Origin of the sequence: Oceanicola sp. 22II-s10i (assembly GCF_002210105.1) — a bacterium.
Lineage (GTDB): Bacteria > Pseudomonadota > Alphaproteobacteria > Rhodobacterales > Rhodobacteraceae > Pseudooceanicola.
Map to the genome: position 1 here is coordinate 1,172,583 of NZ_AQQU01000001.1, position 16,176 is coordinate 1,188,758.

At 66.6% G+C, this 16,176-nt stretch carries 18 protein-coding genes; 4 read left to right on the forward strand and 14 right to left on the reverse strand.

Features of this window, described 5'->3' with window-relative positions:
• Positions 1-64: 64 nt before the first annotated feature.
• A complete protein-coding gene (locus ATO6_RS05845) occupies positions 65-688 on the forward strand; it encodes an arylesterase (protein ID WP_088623428.1) in 624 nt (207 codons plus the stop codon).
• Between the two features lie 15 nt (positions 689-703).
• On the opposite strand, the gene ATO6_RS05850 is transcribed toward ATO6_RS05845, so the two are convergent.
• The gene (locus ATO6_RS05850; protein WP_088622958.1) at positions 704-910 is read right to left on the reverse strand and encodes a cold-shock protein; all 207 of its coding nucleotides are present in this window, start codon (positions 908-910) and stop codon (positions 704-706) included.
• Positions 911-1,068: 158 nt separating this feature from the next.
• Positions 1,069-1,980, reverse strand: coding sequence for an alpha/beta fold hydrolase (locus ATO6_RS05855; RefSeq protein ID WP_088622959.1), 912 nt, complete (start codon positions 1,978-1,980; stop codon positions 1,069-1,071).
• A gap of 124 nt (positions 1,981-2,104) precedes the next feature.
• On the opposite strand from ATO6_RS05855, the gene trxC reads away from it, so the two are divergent.
• Positions 2,105-2,548: a thioredoxin TrxC gene (trxC, locus tag ATO6_RS05860; protein ID WP_088622960.1), complete on the forward strand. Its 444-nt coding sequence runs from the start codon at positions 2,105-2,107 to the stop codon at positions 2,546-2,548.
• 3 nt (positions 2,549-2,551) lie between these two features.
• Here the strand turns inward: trxC and ATO6_RS05865 are convergent, their stop codons facing one another.
• The 3 genes from ATO6_RS05865 to ATO6_RS05875 all read right to left on the reverse strand — a co-directional run bounded on the left by ATO6_RS05865 (position 2,552) and on the right by ATO6_RS05875 (position 5,265).
• On the reverse strand, positions 2,552-3,613 hold the full coding sequence (locus ATO6_RS05865; RefSeq protein WP_217898971.1) for a serine hydrolase: 1,062 nt from the start codon (positions 3,611-3,613) through the stop codon (positions 2,552-2,554).
• Positions 3,614-3,639: 26 nt separating this feature from the next.
• Complete coding sequence (locus ATO6_RS05870; RefSeq protein ID WP_088623430.1) at positions 3,640-4,209, reverse strand: L,D-transpeptidase; 570 nt, start codon at positions 4,207-4,209, stop codon at positions 3,640-3,642.
• A 159-nt stretch (positions 4,210-4,368) separates the two neighbouring features.
• Positions 4,369-5,265 (reverse strand): LysR substrate-binding domain-containing protein, encoded by an 897-nt coding sequence (locus tag ATO6_RS05875; RefSeq protein ID WP_088622961.1) that lies wholly within the window; start codon positions 5,263-5,265, stop codon positions 4,369-4,371.
• 126 nt (positions 5,266-5,391) lie between these two features.
• On the opposite strand from ATO6_RS05875, the gene ATO6_RS05880 reads away from it, so the two are divergent.
• Positions 5,392-6,618, forward strand: a complete 1,227-nt coding sequence (locus tag ATO6_RS05880; protein ID WP_217898972.1) for an acyl-CoA dehydrogenase — start codon at positions 5,392-5,394, stop codon at positions 6,616-6,618.
• Between the two features lie 91 nt (positions 6,619-6,709).
• Here ATO6_RS05880 and rsmD read toward each other — a convergent pair whose 3' ends face one another.
• A complete protein-coding gene (rsmD, locus tag ATO6_RS05885) occupies positions 6,710-7,270 on the reverse strand; it encodes a 16S rRNA (guanine(966)-N(2))-methyltransferase RsmD (RefSeq protein WP_088622962.1) in 561 nt (186 codons plus the stop codon).
• On the reverse strand, positions 7,267-8,478 hold the full coding sequence (locus ATO6_RS05890; protein WP_088622963.1) for an NAD(P)/FAD-dependent oxidoreductase: 1,212 nt from the start codon (positions 8,476-8,478) through the stop codon (positions 7,267-7,269). Before ATO6_RS05890 ends, rsmD begins: the two co-directional genes overlap by 4 nt.
• A gap of 95 nt (positions 8,479-8,573) precedes the next feature.
• On the opposite strand from ATO6_RS05890, the gene ATO6_RS05895 reads away from it, so the two are divergent.
• Positions 8,574-9,062 carry a peroxiredoxin gene (locus ATO6_RS05895; protein WP_088622964.1) on the forward strand — a complete coding sequence of 163 codons (489 nt, stop codon included), beginning with the start codon at positions 8,574-8,576 and terminating at the stop codon, positions 9,060-9,062.
• Positions 9,063-9,221: 159 nt separating this feature from the next.
• On the opposite strand, the gene ATO6_RS05900 is transcribed toward ATO6_RS05895, so the two are convergent.
• The 7 genes from ATO6_RS05900 to ATO6_RS05930 all read right to left on the reverse strand — a co-directional run bounded on the left by ATO6_RS05900 (position 9,222) and on the right by ATO6_RS05930 (position 16,003).
• Complete coding sequence (locus tag ATO6_RS05900) at positions 9,222-10,091, reverse strand: mechanosensitive ion channel family protein (RefSeq protein WP_088622965.1); 870 nt, start codon at positions 10,089-10,091, stop codon at positions 9,222-9,224.
• A complete protein-coding gene (locus tag ATO6_RS05905) occupies positions 10,091-10,390 on the reverse strand; it encodes a 4a-hydroxytetrahydrobiopterin dehydratase (RefSeq protein ID WP_088622966.1) in 300 nt (99 codons plus the stop codon). Before ATO6_RS05905 ends, ATO6_RS05900 begins: the two co-directional genes overlap by 1 nt.
• The gene (locus tag ATO6_RS05910; protein WP_254919075.1) at positions 10,387-11,583 is read right to left on the reverse strand and encodes a GNAT family N-acetyltransferase; all 1,197 of its coding nucleotides are present in this window, start codon (positions 11,581-11,583) and stop codon (positions 10,387-10,389) included. The genes ATO6_RS05905 and ATO6_RS05910 overlap by 4 nt, the downstream gene beginning before the upstream one ends.
• Positions 11,584-11,626: 43 nt before the next feature.
• A complete protein-coding gene (locus ATO6_RS05915) occupies positions 11,627-12,400 on the reverse strand; it encodes a glycerophosphodiester phosphodiesterase family protein (RefSeq protein WP_088622967.1) in 774 nt (257 codons plus the stop codon).
• 10 nt (positions 12,401-12,410) lie between these two features.
• The gene (locus ATO6_RS05920; RefSeq protein ID WP_088622968.1) at positions 12,411-12,875 is read right to left on the reverse strand and encodes a RidA family protein; all 465 of its coding nucleotides are present in this window, start codon (positions 12,873-12,875) and stop codon (positions 12,411-12,413) included.
• An 81-nt stretch (positions 12,876-12,956) separates the two neighbouring features.
• Positions 12,957-14,270 carry an HlyD family type I secretion periplasmic adaptor subunit gene (locus ATO6_RS05925; RefSeq protein ID WP_088622969.1) on the reverse strand — a complete coding sequence of 438 codons (1,314 nt, stop codon included), beginning with the start codon at positions 14,268-14,270 and terminating at the stop codon, positions 12,957-12,959.
• Complete coding sequence (locus tag ATO6_RS05930) at positions 14,267-16,003, reverse strand: type I secretion system permease/ATPase (protein WP_088622970.1); 1,737 nt, start codon at positions 16,001-16,003, stop codon at positions 14,267-14,269. Before ATO6_RS05930 ends, ATO6_RS05925 begins: the two co-directional genes overlap by 4 nt.
• Positions 16,004-16,176: the final 173 nt, after the last annotated feature.

Consider the following 16,176-nt stretch of genomic DNA (forward strand, 5'->3'; position numbering starts at 1 on the left):
GCAGGGTGCCTTTGCCGGGTTGCGTCCCGTTTCATATGGGACCGGGAGTCTGCGCCGCAAGGTTATGGCGGCATTTGTAGCTTTTACGTTGCTGCCCGGAATTTCGATCGCCGAAGAGGTCACGATCTTGGCACTGGGCGACAGCCTGATGGCCGGCTACGGCCTGCCCGACGGTCAGGGCATGGTCCCGCAGATGCAGGCCTGGCTGGACGCGCAGGGCGAGGACGCCACGCTGATCAACGCGGGCGTGTCGGGCGACACCACGCAGGGCGGGCTGGCGCGGGTGGAATGGTCTCTGACGCCCGAAGTCGACGCGATGATCGTGGAGCTTGGCGGCAACGACCTGCTGCGCGGGACCGATCCGGCGCTGACGCGCAAGAACCTCGATCAGATCCTGTCCATCGCGCAGGCGCGCGACCTGCCGGTGCTGCTGATCGGGCTGCCGGCCTCGTCGAACTACGGGCCCGAGTACAAGGCGGCCTTCGACGCGATCTATCCGGAACTGGCTGAGAAATACGGCGCGCTGGTGGAGCCCAATATCTTTGCCGGGCTGGGGGCCGGGGATGATCCGGCTGCTGCGCGGAAGTGGATGCAGCCCGACGGGCTGCATCCGAATTCAGAAGGCGTGACGCGGATCGTCGCGGCGCTCGGTCCCAGTGTCAGGGCACTGATCCGGCGGGTCGACTGACGCGTCCCGCGGACCTTACATCAGCGCCAGGTCGGTTGCAGAGGCGCGGCCGTCACGGCCGGACTGCAGCTCGAAGCTGACTTTCTGGTTGTCCTTCAGACCGGTCAGGCCTGCGCGCTCCAGAGCGGTGATGTGAACGAATACGTCCTTGCCGCCGCCATCGGGGGCGATGAAGCCGTAGCCCTTGGTGGCGTTGAACCATTTGACGGTGCCGGTGGCCATCGTCGTTTCTCCTACATGATCTGCCCGCGGGATGCGGCAGTTCGGCCTTGTCCGTGATCGAGAACTGAGCCGTGGTCGGAGCAGGTGGTCGATAGCAGTGACGTTAGCGGGCCCTATATGGCGCAAACGCGGTAGAATTTCAATCGGTTCGAAATGGCTCAGCGCTTTCCTGCGGGGGGCAAACCGAAAAATTTTCTGATGTCTTCCCACAGTGTGGGCGCCGTGACGAACAGGATATGCCCCTGTCCGGGATAGACGGCCATCTGTTCGGCATGGAGCCGCCGCGCGAATCGTCGCGCCTGGTCGAGCGGGAACACCGTGTCCTTCTCGCCGTGGAAGATCCCGATATGCGCCCGTTTAAGCCCCTCCGCCCGCGGCAACTCCCACGTCATCAGGCTGGAGGTATGCGCCAGCGTCAGCCGAGTTTCGGGCCGCTGGAGATGCCCGCGCTGCATTTCCGCGAGCTTCTTGCTCTCGTCAGCGCGCCCCTTCTCGGCGAAGTGTTCGCGCCCGTAAAGCAGGTTGCGATAGTTCTCCAGCCACAGGTCCTCGGCCGTGCTGCCATGCGCGCGGATCAGCGCCTTGAGCACGTCGAAGAAGCCTTCGACCGAAGCCTGCACGCCCGACGGAAACGACCCGGCGGAGGAGATCAGTGCGACCTTGACCTCGGGCGCCTTCACGCGGTTCGCGGCCTCCAGCGCGACGGGGCCGCCGGTCGAGAAGCCGACCAGCATGACCTCTTCGACCTCGAGCCGGTCCATCGCGTCCGCGATGAGCTGTCCGGCCGCCGCGATGTCCAGCCGGTGATCCAGCTTGAGCCCGTCGAGGCCGGGGAACCGGTAGGCCAGGATCGCGCCGTCAGGCACGTTCCAGTCCAGCACCGGCTCGTAAATACCCACGGTCGCCATGGCACCCGGAATGACCACGACGGCCCGCTTGATGCCCTTTTTCGCCTTGCCGTCATGGACCAGCGGCATGACGTCGATTTCCTGCGGTGTCGGCAGCAGGGAACAGGCCGCGGTTGCGACCAGCATCAGTATGGGAATAAGGCGGAAAAGCCGTGCGAACATCACCGGGTGATAATGGTCGGGGCGGCGTCGGGGTCAAGTTGCGTTGACGCAATGACGTGCGTTCGGGTCTTGTGTTGATCAGAGTTGAACATATATCGCAGTTCGAATGTGTTTGGAGGCTGTCATGGCTGGAAAGAAGATCGTGTGCCTCGACTGCGGTCAGGCGAACCGGGTGCCCGAGGACCGTCTGTCGGCCGGCCCCAAGTGCGGCACCTGCGGCGCGCAGCTGATGGCGGCGAAACCGCAGAACATGGACGCCGCGACGCTGAACAAGGCCGCGCGGACGGATGACGTGCCGCTGGTCGTGGATTTCTGGGCGCCGTGGTGCGGCCCCTGCCGGATGATGGCGCCCCAGTTCGAACAGGCGGCGCGCGAGCTGTCCGGCGTGGCGCGGTTCGCCAAGGTGAACACCGAGGAGCATCCTCAGGCGGGCGCGGCGCAGGGCATTCGCGGGATCCCGACGATGGTGATCTGGCGCGGCGGGAAAGAGGTCGCGCGGGTGTCCGGCGCGATGCCGGCCTCGCAGATCACGGCCTGGGTCCGCCAGCAGACGGGCGCGCGGGTCTGAGCGCTACTTCGCCCGGTCGTTCAGGTAAGGGGCGAGAAACTCGGTCGAGATCTTCACCGCCAGCTGCCACGCGTCGAAGTCGTTGTAGCGCCCGGCATAGAGCACCAGCACGAGCCCGGCGCTGCGGTTGACCGACAGCCGCTGGCCGCCATTGCCGAAGCCTGCGACGAAATATGGGGCCAGATACCACTGGTAGCCATAGCTCAGCTCTCCGAGGCTGAGCTTGGGCGCGAAACTTGCGTCCAGCCACGCGGCGGGGAGGATCTGCCTGCCGTCATGCGACCCGCCGTCCAGCACGAGCTGTCCGATCTTCGCCAGATCGCGCGCTGTCAGCCTGAGGCCAGAGGCGGCTGCGGGGACGCCATCGGCGCCCGCCGCCCAGTCCCATTCGGTGATCCCGAGCGGCGCGAAAAGGCGTTCGGCGGCAAAGGCTTCGATAGTCTGCCCGCTCCCCTTCTCGATCAGCCGCGCCAGCAGGGCCGTCGCGCCGCCGTTGTAGGTCCAGACCTCGCCCGGCGGTCGGACAACCGGGCGCGACAGGACGTAGGCGTAGCGATCCGCCGCCCGCTCCATTGCGATTTCGCTGTTCTCGGGGTCGGTATAGGGCAGATCCTCGCGCCACTCGGTGCCGAGTGACATGGTCAGGGCGTGTTCGATCCGGATCGGGGCATAGGCCGGATCATCGGCGAAGTCCGGATATTCCGGGAACTGCGCATAGAGCGGCGCTTCGGGCGGCGGGACCACTCCCTCGTCCAGTGCGATCCCGTAGAGCAGGCCGACGACGCTCTTGGTGACCGAGCGCAGGTCGTGCAGCTCGTCCGGGCCGAAGGTCCGGTGGCCGAGTGGCGTGCCCCAGTGTTCGTCCACGCCATCGAAATAGACATCCGCGATGACCTCGCCGTGCTGCGTGACATGCAGGGCATGCAGCCCCTCCAGCTCTCCGGCGGCGAAGGCGGCGCGCAGGCGGTCTTCCATCGGATTGGCCTCCGGGGCTGTGGCGGTGGCCAGCACCGCGGCGATCGTCCAAAGAAAACGGGCGACCCTCTTTGAGGTGTCGCCCGCCATCTGTCCCTCTTCCACGACTGCGCGTGTCAGAGCACTGTCACCTTGGTGCCGAGCTGAACCCGGTCGTATAGGTCGATGACATTCTCGTTGAGCATCCGGAAACACCCGCTCGACGCCCGGCTTCCGATCGAAGACGGGGCGATGGTGCCGTGGATGCGGACATACGTGTCCTTGTTGCCCTCAAACAGGTACAGAGCCCGCGCACCGAGCGGGTTGCCGGGGCCGCCGGGCATGCGGTCCTCGTTGTTCTTGAACTTGCCGTAGTGGGCCGGGTCGCGGTCGATCATGTCGTCGGTCGGACGCCACGTCGGCCACTCCACCTTGCGCTTGATGGTGGCGATTCCCTTCCAGTTCAGGCCGGGTTTCGCGACGGCGATTCCATACCGGCTGGCCACACCGGGCGCGGTCACATGATACAGGAAATAGGCGTCGGGAACGATCACGATCTCGCCCGGCTGATAGGCGCCGGAGATCTTAACTTGTTGTTTCGCCAACACTTCCTGCCGCGTGCTGGGCGCAGCAAGAGCAGGCATCGGCAGGGTCAGGGCGGCGCCGGCAGCGGCGGCCTTGGTCAGAAACGAGCGACGGGTTGTCATCGGGGGCAGCTCCAATGGGCAGTCTCAAATTCGTGGAAGTCACTTTAGATTAATCCGCGGCAGGTCACCCCACCCCGTGGCCATTTGGACGCGCGACTGTGGCAGCGATGCCGCGCCTATCACCGAGTTGTGAGCCGCGCGGGGCCCGGTGGCGGGAGGTCAGGCCCAGATTCCCTCGATCTCGGCCCGGATCCACGCCCTGAACCGCTGGAACTGCGGCATGGATTCGGCGCGTTCGGGATACATCAGCGTGTAGGCCTGCCCGCTGTCGAGCTCCCGTTCCGAAGCAAGCACCAGCCGTCGCTGCGCCAGCGGCTCGCGGGCGAGGATCTCGGGCACCAGCGCGACGCCGAGGCCCGCGACGGCGGCGTCGATCACCATGTCGAAATGGTCGAACCGCGCGCCGCGCAGGATGCGGCGCGGATCCAGCCGGGCGTGGCGGAACCAGTCCAGCCAGAGCGTCGGGCGGGTGGTCTGCTGCAGCAGCGGCAGGGTCAGCAGATCGCGGTCGTCCAGCGGACTGCGCCCGACGAGGCCGGGGGCCGCGACGGCGATCAGGGTTTCGTCCACCAGATGCAGGCGGTGCGCGTCACCGCTGCGGTGCTGGGTGCGCTGGATGGCGAGGTCGAAGGGATCGGCGGCGAAATCCACCGGGTCCAGCCGCGCGGCCACGTCGACGCTGGTGCCCGGCGCGGCGGCGAAGAAGGATGCGAGGCGCGGGATCAGCCAGGACCGGCCGAAGCTGGGCAGGACGGCGATGCGCAGCACAGAGGACTGGCCGCCGAAGGCCATCACGCCGACAGCGGCGGCGTTCAGGTCGGCGAGCAGGTCCTGCGCCTTGGGCAGGAAGGCGCGCCCGGCGTCCGATAGCTCCATCCGCTGGCGCTCCCGGACGAATAGGGCGACGCCGAGGCGGTCCTCCAAGGCGCGGACCGACCGGCTGACGGCGGTCTGGCTGAGATTCACCCGCCGCGCGGCCAGATGGGTGGTGCCGGAGCGTGCCAACTCGCAAAAGGCTTCAAGCTCACGGATTGTCGGTATGAAACTCTCGGGCATGGCGGATCACTTGATGCGTTTTTGTCGTCAACTCTTCCGCATTCCTCGTTAGCAAAACCTGTCCACGCGCACTAGAGTCCTTACGGAAACCAGACAGAACAGGGCCTGCGCCCGGAAGGAGGAGCCATGAACGTTCACGACCGCCCCAAGATCAAGGACAAGGACCGCCCCAATATGGCGTCCTTCGCGTGGGAAGATCCGTTCCTGCTGGACGACCAGCTGTCCGAGGACGAGCGCATGATCCGCGACAGCGCCTATGCGTTCTGTCAGGAAAAGCTGATGCCGCGGGTCGAGAAGATGTACATGGAAGAGGGCGTCGACCCCTCGATCTTCGCCGAGATGGGCGAACAGGGCATCCTCGGGGTGACCGTGCCCGAGGAATACGGCGGGATCGGCGCGAACTACGTGTCCTACGGCCTTGTCGCGCGTGAGGTGGAGCGGGTCGACTCGGGCTTCCGCTCGATGTGCTCGGTCCAGTCGTCGCTCGTGATGTACCCGATCTATGCCTACGGCTCGGAAGAGCAGCGGATGAAGTACCTGCCGAAACTCGCCAGCGGCGAGTGGATCGGCTGCTTCGGCCTGACCGAACCCGATGCGGGCTCCGATCCGGGCGGCATGAAGACCCGCGCCAAGAAGACCGACGGCGGCTACGTGCTGAACGGCGCCAAGATGTGGATCTCGAACGCGCCGATCGCGGATGTCTTCGTGGTCTGGGCCAAGTCGGACGCCCATGACGGCGCGATCCGTGGCTTCGTGCTGGAAAAGGGCATGAAGGGCCTGAGCGCGCCCAAGGTCGGCGGCAAGCTGTCCCTGCGCGCCTCGATCACCGGCGAGATCGTTCTGGACAACGTGGAAGTGGGCGAAGAGGCCCTGCTGCCGCATGTGTCCGGCCTGAAGGGCCCGTTCGGCTGTCTGAACCGTGCACGCTACGGCATCGGCTGGGGCGTGATGGGCGCAGCCGAGGATTGCTGGTTCCAGGCGCGGTCCTACGGCATGGACCGGACCCAGTTCGGCAAGCCGATCGCGGGCACCCAGCTGTTCCAGAAGAAGCTGGCCGACATGCAGACCGAGATCGCGCTCGGCCTCCAGGCGTCGCTGCGCGTCGGGCGGCTGTTCGACGAGGCGAAGGCGAGCCCCGAGATGGTGTCGATCATCAAGCGCAACAACTGCGGCAAGGCGCTGGACATCGCGCGGATGGCGCGGGACATGCACGGCGGGAACGGTATCCAGATCGGCTACAAGGTGATGCGGCATGCCGCGAACCTCGAGACGGTGAACACCTACGAGGGCACACATGACGTGCATGCGCTGATCCTCGGGCGGGCACAGACCGGGCTGCAGGCCTTCGTGTGATCTGAAGGAGTGGGGGCTCTGCCCCCACACCCCCGGCATATTTCCGGCAAGATGAAGATTGGAGCGGCGGCGCGGGATGGCGCCGCCGTTTTCACGTCCGGCGGAGGAAGGTGACGGTGGTGTCGCCGTACTTGCGGGCGTCGAGGCGGGCGTAGCCGTCTGGCGCGGGCTGTTCGGCGTTTTCCTCCCAGACGATCAGGGCGTCGGGGACGATCCAGCCGCCGCGTTCGGCGGCGGCGAGGGCCGCGGCGCCGAGGGATTTGCCGTAGGGCGGGTCGAGGAATACCAGCGTCGCGGGCGGGCCGTCGTTCGGGGGCAGGCGGCGGGCGTCGCGGGCGATGGTGCGGGCGCGGGGGCCAGCGTTGAGGGCGGCGATGTTGTCGCGCAGCAGGCGCAGCGCGATGCGGCCGTCGTCGACGAAGGTGGCGGTGGCCGCGCCACGCGACAGCGCCTCGAGCCCGAGGGCGCCGGTGCCGGCGAAGAGGTCGAGCACCACGGCATCGGTCAGCGGGTCGTCGAAGCGGCCGCCCGAGAGCGTGGAGAACAGGCTTTCGCGCACCCGGTCGGTCGTCGGGCGCAGATGCGCGCCCGGATCGCCCTTGCCGACCGAGGCCAGCGTGCGCCCGCGCCAGTCGCCCGCGATGATCCTCACGTCGCCAGCAGCTCCTTGACCGTCACGGCCGGGTCGGCGACGCGGGCCGGGTCGGGGCTGCGGCCGGATTCGATCAGGCGCTTGCCGGTCATGTAGGCGCGCGGGTCGTTCATCGCGTCCACGGCCAGCAGCTCGGTCCCGCAGTAATACCAGTAGGACACCGCCTGACCTTCGCCCGGACGGGTCACGACGCGGTCGTAGCCGGTGTTCAGCCCGGCGATCTGCAGCTTGACGTCGTACTGGTCGGACCAGAACCACGGTTTCGGCACGTAGTCCGTTTCGGCGCCCAGCATGTTGTCGGCCACCGCTTCGGCCTGGTCGATGGCGTTCTGCACCGATTCCAGCCGGATGCGCTGGCCGCGATAGGGCAGCGAGGCGCAGTCGCCGGCCGCCCAGATCGACGGGTCCGAGGTCTGGCCGCGCGCATCGGTGGCGATGCCGTTGTCGATGGTCAGGCCCGCGGCCTCGGCCAGTTCGAGGTTCGGCGCGATGCCGATGCCCGCAACGACAACGTCGCAGGCGGTTTCCGAGCCGTCCGCCAGCACCGCGCCGGTGACGTGGTCGGTGCCGGTCAGGCGGGTCAGGCCGGTGTTCTCGATCACCTGCACGCCATGGTCGCGGTGCAATTGGCGGAACCAGTCGGCGGTTTCGGGCGCGGCGACGCGGCCGAGAATGCGCTGCGCCGCCTCGACCAGCGTCACCCGCATCCCTGATTTGGCCGCCACGGCCGCCGCCTCCAGCCCGATGTAGCCGCCGCCGACCACCAGCAGGCCGTTGCCCGGCTTGAGGTAGGGGCGCATCGCGTCGGCATCGGCCAGCGTCCGCATCGTCAGCACGCCGGGCAGATCGCCACCGATCGCGCCGGGCAGGCGGCGGGGGCGGGAACCGGTCGTCAGCGCGAGGCGGTCATAGTGCAGCACCTCGCCCGATTCGAGCGTCACGGTCCGTGCCGCGGGATCGAACCCCGTGACCCGCACGCCGGTGCGGACGGTGATGTCATGCTCCGCATAGAAACTGTCCTGCCGGAGGTAGAGGCGTTCCTCCTCCATCTCGCCCAGCAGGTAGGCCTTGGAGAGCGGCGGGCGCTGATAGGGGGGCACCGGTTCCTCGCCGATCAGGGTGATCTGCCCGGTCTCGCCCTTGGCGCGCAGGCGGGCAACGAGTGCGGCCCCGGCCTGTCCCGCCCCGATCACAACCGTATTTGCCATGATGTGTCCCTTTCCCGCTGGCCCGCTCCGTGGCGCACCCTATATCCTGCGAACTGCGAATGACAACGCGCGCACAACACGGAGGACAGGACACAATGACCATTTCCACAGGCGACACGCTGCCCGAAGCGACGATGATCGCCACCTCGGGGGATGCCCCGTCCGGGGTGAAGTTTCCCGACTATGTTTCTGGCCGTAAGGTCGTGATCTTCGGCCTGCCCGCGGCCTTCAGCGGCACCTGCACGACCGCGCATGTCCCCAGTTTCCTGCGCAACCGCGAGGCGCTGGCGGCCAAGGGCGTGGACGAGGTGATCTGCGTTTCGGTCAACGATTTCTTCGCGATGAAGGCCTGGGACGGCCAGATCGGCGCCAGCGCCGGGGGAATCACCATGCTGGCCGACGGCATGGCCGAGTTCACCAAGGCCATCGGCATGGACTTCACCGCGCCGCCGGTCGGCTTCATCGACCGGTCGAAGCGCTACACCATGCTGGTCGAGGATGGCGTCGTGACCGCGCTGAACCTCGAGGAGTCGCCGGGGCAATGCAGCATCTCGGCGGCCGAGACGCTTCTGGACCAGATGTAGGGTTCAGCGAAAAGGAAATCGGGCGAAAGCGGCCGGATCGCGTAGACCGAGATCGCAGCCGCTTCCGCCCGACGTGTGCCACTGGGGAAGTGGCGCGAGAGACCGGTTGATGGGGATGAACCGGACCATACGAAAGTATAGGGTCCCGTTACGTAAACGTCAAAGGCTTCCTGCGGTCTCCTGCTCCTGCCGGTTCACGTAGAGCGTGCTGGTCGGGAAGGGGATCGAGACGCCGCCGGCATCCAGCGCTTCCTTCACCTTCCGCTTCATGTCCGACTGGTAGGCGAAGAAGACCGCGCTGTCGCACCACGCGCGGACGAGGAAGTCGACCGAGAAGTCGCCGAGGTTGTTCACCTGGATGAACATCGCGGGTTCCGGGTGGGTCCGTTCGTCGGCCATCACCACCTCGCGGATGATCGTCTCGGCCTGTTTCAGGTCGCTGTCGTAGCTGACGCCGAACGTCCATTCCGCCCGCCGGGTCGGATAGACCGAGTAGTTGACGATCGTGTTCCCCCAGACCTCGGAATTGGGGATGATGATCTGGACGTTGGACATGTTCGCCAGTTCGGTGAAATTCAGGGTGATGTCCTTGACGGTCCCCATCTGGCCCGCGATCTCGACGAAATCGCCGTGCTTGATCGGGCGGAAGAAGACGATCATCACACCGGCCGCGACGTTTGACAGCGTGCCCTGCAGGGCGAGGCCGATGGCCAGACCGGCGGCACCGATGACCGCGATCACGCTGGTGGTCCGCACGCCGAAGGTGTTCAGCACGAACAGGAAGGTGAAGCCGAGGATCGCGTAACGCGCGATGGAGCCCAGGAAGTTGAACAGGGTGTCGTCCAGGCGGGCGTAGCGCTTGGCGAGGTTGGTGATCCGGCGGTTGGCCCATCCCGCGATCACGAAGCCGACGACAATAATGAAGACCGCCGACAACATGCTGCCCGCGATACTGGCCAGGAATTCGAGGGTGAGAATGTCGCCGACCGTGCGGCCGTTCCAGATTTCCGTATTCAGCAGGTCTTGCATCAGGCTTCCGTCAGTTGGTCCATCTTGCGGGCGAGCTTGGCATCCAGCGCCGACAGGCCGCCGACATCATGTGTGGTCAGGTGCACGGCCACGCGCTTGTAGCTGTTCGTCCAGTCGGGGTGGTGTTCCCATTTTTCGGCCCAGAGCGCAACGCGGGTCATCCATGAGAAGGCTTCGGTGAAGTCCTCGAAAAGGAACTCCTTTTCCAGCGCGTCCTCGCCCTCGGCCAGCGTCCAGCCCCGGTCCAGCAGCGGCTCCAGCAATGTCTTGCGGGCGGTATCCGACAGTTTCTCGGTCAATCTTGTTCCTCCCTCTGGTCGCGGCGGAACGGCCCGTAGGCCGTCAGCACCTCGATATCCTGTTCGATCGCGCGGCGTTCCTCCTGCAGGAACCGTTCGATCGCGCGGGCAAAGCCGGCGTCGCCGACCCAGTGCAGCGAATGGCACTCCGCGGGCAGGTAGCCGCGGGCCAGCTTGTGTTCACCCTGCGCGCCTGCTTCTACGCCCGAAAGGCGCTCGCGGATCGCATAGTCGATGGCCTGATAGTAGCACGCTTCGAAATGCAGGAACTCATGATGCTCGATACAGCCCCAGTATCGGCCATAAAGCGTATCCCGCCCGATCATGTTCAGCGCGCCCGCGATGTCGCGCCCGTCGCGGTCGCACATCACCAGCAGGATGTCGTCGCGCAGGGTGTCCTGCGCGATGTCGAAGAACTGCCGGGTCAGGTAGGGGCTGCCCCATTTCCGGCTGCCGGTGTCCTGGTAGAAGCGCCAGAAGGCGTCCCAGTGGTGCGGCTGGATCTCGTCCCCGGTCAGCATCCGGATGTCGCCGCCGAAGGCCTGCGCGCGCTGGCGTTCCTTGCGGATCGTCTTGCGCTTGCGCGACGAGAGGGACCCGAGGAAATCGTCGAAGCTGTCGTAGCCGTGGTTTTCCCAATGGAACTGCTGCGACACCCGGCGCATCAGTCCCATCTGTTCGCCCGCAATCGCCTCGCCCTCGGTGCAGAAGGTGATGTGCAGCGAAGACAGCATGTTGTCCGCCGCCAGCTGAACCGCGCCCTGCACCAGTGCCGACATGCCCTCGGCCTCGGCGCCGGGCTTGACGAGGAATCGGCGGCCTGTGGCGGGGGTAAAGGGCACGGCGATCTGCAGCTTGGGGTAATACTGACCGCCCGCATTCTCGTAGGCATGGGCCCATGAGAAATCGAAGATGTATTCGCCCTGGCTGTTGTTCTTGGCATAGAGCGGCGCGACTCCGATCAGTTCCCCATTCCGCCGGGCGCTCAGATAGCGCGGCTCCCACCCGGTGCCGCGCCCGACGGAGCGGCTGTCCTCGAGCGCTTTCAGGAAGCGGTAGGTGGTGAAGGGATCGTAGGGGCGGCCGCCGTCCGCGGCTTCCGGACACGCACAGGAATCCCACTCGGCCGCGGAGATTTCCGACAGCGCGGGCAGGACGTGTATCTCGACCACATCGTCCATCTGTTTCTGCATCCCGGATCAATCTGGGCCGATCCCCTCGCGGATCAAGCGGACCCTACAGGGGGATTTCGGCCGGGTAACCTTCGAACGTGACGTTGTCGGCGACCTTCCGCGCCGCAGCCTCCTGTTCGGGCGAACGGATGGTCCAGCACAGGATCGGCAGGCCCTTTGACTTGAGCTCGGCCACACGCGGGCGGTCCAGATCGCCCGCCTCATGGCTGATGAAACTGGCGCCGGTCGCGTCGATGTCGGGTATCCCGCGCAGCCTGTCGCGGGTGGCGGCGGGGATCAGCTTCCAGTCTTCGGGGCGGTAGGCCGAGGTGACGATGCCGCGCGGGACATCGGGCGCGAGGCCGGACAGGATGCGGACCGAATGCGGGTTGAACGACATGAAGGCCAGCGGCCCGTCATAGCCTTTGACCGCCTCCGCCGCCTTTTCCTCCAGCGCGCCCACGCCGGGGCCGAGCGCGCCGTCCTGATCCTTGACCTCGACCAGCAGGGGCACCCTGCCCGCGACGAGGTCGAGCACCTCGGCGAAGGTCGGCGCGCCGGTCGCGCCGCCGGTCAGCACCATGGCGCCGAGGTCGGCGGCGGTGGCGGCCTTCACTTGCCCGGTCCGGCCGGTCAGCCGTTCGAGCGCGTAGTCATGGAACACCACCGCCTGCGCATCGGCGGTCAGCTGCAGGTCGATCTCGATCCCGTAGCCCGCCTGAACAGCGGCAAGGATCGCCTCGCGCGAGTTCTCGGGCCGTCCGGCGGACAGGTCATGCAGCGCGCGGTGCGCGATCGGGGCCCTGAGAAAGGCGGCGGGCAGGGAAGGGGCCTGCATGTCTGGTCGCTCAGTCGATCTGGAAGATGCCTTCGATCTCGACCGCCACGTTGAACGGCAGGGCACCGGCGGACACGGCGGACCGGGCATGGCGCCCGGCCTCGCCCAGAACCTCGACAAGGAAGTCGGACGCGCCATTGATGACCTTGGGCTGTTCGCCGAATTCCGGGGTCGAGTTCACGAAACCGGTCAGCTTGACCACCCGCTTGAGCCGCGACAGGTCGCCGCCGCAGGCTGCCTTGACCTGCGTCAGCAGGGAAATCGCGCACTGGCGTGCGGCGGCCGCGCCCTCTTCGACCGACAGCTCGGCGCCGATCTTGCCCTGCATCAACTTGCCGTCCTTCATCGACACCTGGCCGGACACGTAGAGCGTGTCACCGACCTGCACGAAGGGGATGTAGTTCGCGGCGGGCGCGGTGGCTTCGGGCAGGGTGATGCCCATGTCGGCAAGGCGGGATTCGATGGCGTTGGTCATGGCGGCCTCCGGGAAATGAATGCGCCCCGGACGCTAGTGGTCCGGGGCGGGAATGCAACCGCTAAACGCGGGCGGAACCGGTCAGGATTCGCGGAAGGCGCGGCGGAAGTAATCGGCCATAGGCTTGATCAGGTAATCCAGCGGAGACTGCTCGCCGGTGCGGACATAGGCTTCGACCGGCATGCCGGGCAGCAGGTGCTGGTCCGGTTGCAGCTTGTCCAGTTCGCCCTCGGCCAGTCGGATCTCGATCTCGTAGAAACTGCGCAGCCGGGATTCGTCGGTGAATGCGTCGGCGGAAACCAGCGTCACGCTGCCGTAGAAGTCAGGCATGTCCCGCTGGGTGAAGGCCGAGAAACGCAGGATCGCCTCCTGCCCGACATAGATCTGGTCGATGCTGATCGGGTCCACCTGCGCGGCGATGATCAGCGGCCGGTCCTGCGGCACGACATACAGCAGCTGCTGCGCGGGCTGCACCACAGACCGCCGGGCCGAGACCTGCAGGCCATAGACGATCCCCGAAACCGGGGCGGTGATGTCCAGCCGTTCGATCCGGGTCAGCAGGGCGCGACGGTTTTCCAGCTGCGACAGCTCGCGATACTGCAACTCGCGCAGCTGAGAAATCGCCTCTTCGCGCCGTGTTGTGTCGATCTGCAGGATGGCCAGGTCGATCTCGGTGATGCGCCCCTCGGACTGCGCGCGCGCCGACTGCACCTCGCCGAGCGTGCCGCGCAGCCGCGCCTCCTCGCGCTGGAGCGCGAGCACCCGCGCGGCCTGCGCAAGGCCGCGGTCCAGCAGGCTGCGCTGCGATGTCAGCTCCTCCTCGATCAGCTCGAGCTGGGTGCCGATGGCGGCGATCTGCGCGTCGTAGCCGCCGATCTGGCTGCTGATCTGTTCGCGCCGCTTGCCGAGCTGGTCGATCTCGCTCTGCTTGGACTTCAGGCGGGCGTCGAACAGGCTGTTCTGTCCGTCCATCAGCTTGCGCGCTTCCTCTCGGGTCTGCGCGACCTCGACCAGCATGTTGTCGAAGGTGATCGCGTCATCGCCGTTCTGTTCGGCCTCCAGCCGCCCGCGGCGCGCCATCAGTTCGAACAACTGCCCCTCGACCACCGCCAGTTCGGACCTGAGCGGCGCGGCCTCCAGCCGGACCAGCACCTGGTCGGCCTCGACGAACTGGCCCTCCTCGACCAGCACCTCTTCGATCACGCCGCCATCGGGGTGCTGGACGACCTGCCGGTTCTTGTCGACCTCGATCCGGCCCATGGCGATGACGGCGCCGGAAAGCTCGCTCGTCGCGGCCCATGTGCCGAAGCCGCCGATCAGCGCGAAGAGCGCCAGCAGCCCGATGGCCATGGGCGAGGATGCGGACCAGCGGTTCGTGCTGTCGCGTCCGGTCATCTGACACCTCCGGGCCCGCTGGCCTGCTGGATCTGCTTGTGATTCTGCACGACCTCGCGCAGCACCTCGTCCTTGGGACCGAAGGCGACTCGGCTGCCGTTTTCGAGCATCAGCAGCAGGTCGCATTCCTGGATCGCCGCGGGGCGGTGCGCCATGATGAGGACGGAACAGCCGCGTGCCTTGAGCGCGCGGATCGCGCCGTTCAGCGCCATGCTGCCCTCGTTGTCGAGGTTCGCGTTCGGTTCGTCCAGAACCAGCAGAACCGGGTCGGAATACATCGCGCGGGCCAGGCCGATCCGCTGGATCTGGCCGCCGGACAGCCGTCCGCCATTGGCGGTGACGCGGGTGTCATAGCCGTCGGGCAGCTTGAGGATCATCTCGTGCGCATCCGCCAGCTTCGCGGCCGCGATCACCTTCTGGTCGTCCGGTTCGGGTGACAGGCGCGCGATATTCTCGGCGATGGTGCCATCGAAGAGCTGCACCCGCTGCGGGAGGTATCCGATGTGATTGCCGCGCGCGGTCGGATCGAACTGGTCCAGCGATGCGCCGTCCAGCCGGATCTTGCCGCCCGCGACTCGCCACGCGCCGGTCAGGGCCCGCGCCAGCGTCGATTTGCCCGCGCCCGAGGGGCCGATGACGCCGACGGCCTGACCCGGCTCGACGTTGAAGCTCACGATGCGGAGCGCGGCGACACTATCCCCCGGCGGGATCACGGTGGCCTGGCTCACCTCCAGCCGCGCCCTGGGACGCGGCAGTTCCGTGCGCCGGGGTTCCGGGGGGATCTCGGTCAGTAGGGTGCCGAGCGACCGCCAGCCCGACCGGGCGCGGGTGATCATCGGCCATTGCGCGATTGCCATCTCGATCGGCGCCAGGGCACGCCCCAGCAGGATCGACCCGGCGATCATCGCCCCGGCTGACAGTTCGCCCTGCAGAACCAGGTAGGCCCCGAGTCCCAGCATTGCGGACTGCAGGAACAGGCGGAACGTCTTGCCGATCGAGGAAAAGGTGACCGTGGTGTCTGTCGCCGCAAGCTGCGCGGCCAGCGCCGCGTCCCGCGCGCTGTTCCAGCGGGCGAAGGCGGCATCGCGCATCCCCATGGCCTGCAGCATCTCGGCTTCGTTTCTCAGCTGATCGGAAATCTGTTCCGCGGCCATGGTGCGACGCATGGAGTCGAGCTGAGGCCCGCGGGATATCCACTGGTTCAGCAGCGTGATGCATACCAGCAGCGCACCTCCGGCCAGCGCGAGGAGTCCCAGCATCGGATGGAACAGCGATATGCCGGCGAGGAAGACAGGGGTCCATGGAATGTCGAACATCGCCACCAGCGCGGGCGAGCCGAGCAGTTTCTGGATGGATTCGAGATCGCGCAGACCCGATGCGGACAGCGCATCGGGGCGGATCGCGGCGCGGCGTATCACCGCATCGAACACCCGGCCATCCAGGCGGGACTGAAACCGGGCGCCGATCCGAGCGAGGATCCTGGTCCGCGACAGGTCGAGAAGGCCCATGATCAGGAACATGAAGGCGACGATCGTGGACAGCGCCAGCAGCGTCGCGGTGGACCGGGAACTGAGCACCCGATCGTACACCTGCAACATGTACAACGGTCCGGTCAGCATGAGAATATTCGCAAAGGCGCTGAACAGGGCTGCGGCCCAGAACAGGTGGCGGCTTTCGCGCCGGACGGCGCGCAGTTCCTCGAGACCAGGGTCCGAACTGTATTGCGTGGACATGACAGCTCCGCCTCTCGACCAGAATGACCTCCTGCCGGAGGCTGCTTGAAAATTCCGCCCGACCCGGCGCTGGCGCCGGATTAGACGGCGTCCGGACTTTCTTCGCCCCTGCGGACGCACTACCTTAGACACCAAATGGTTTAATATCACTGGGCAAAAGTTACATTGGCACC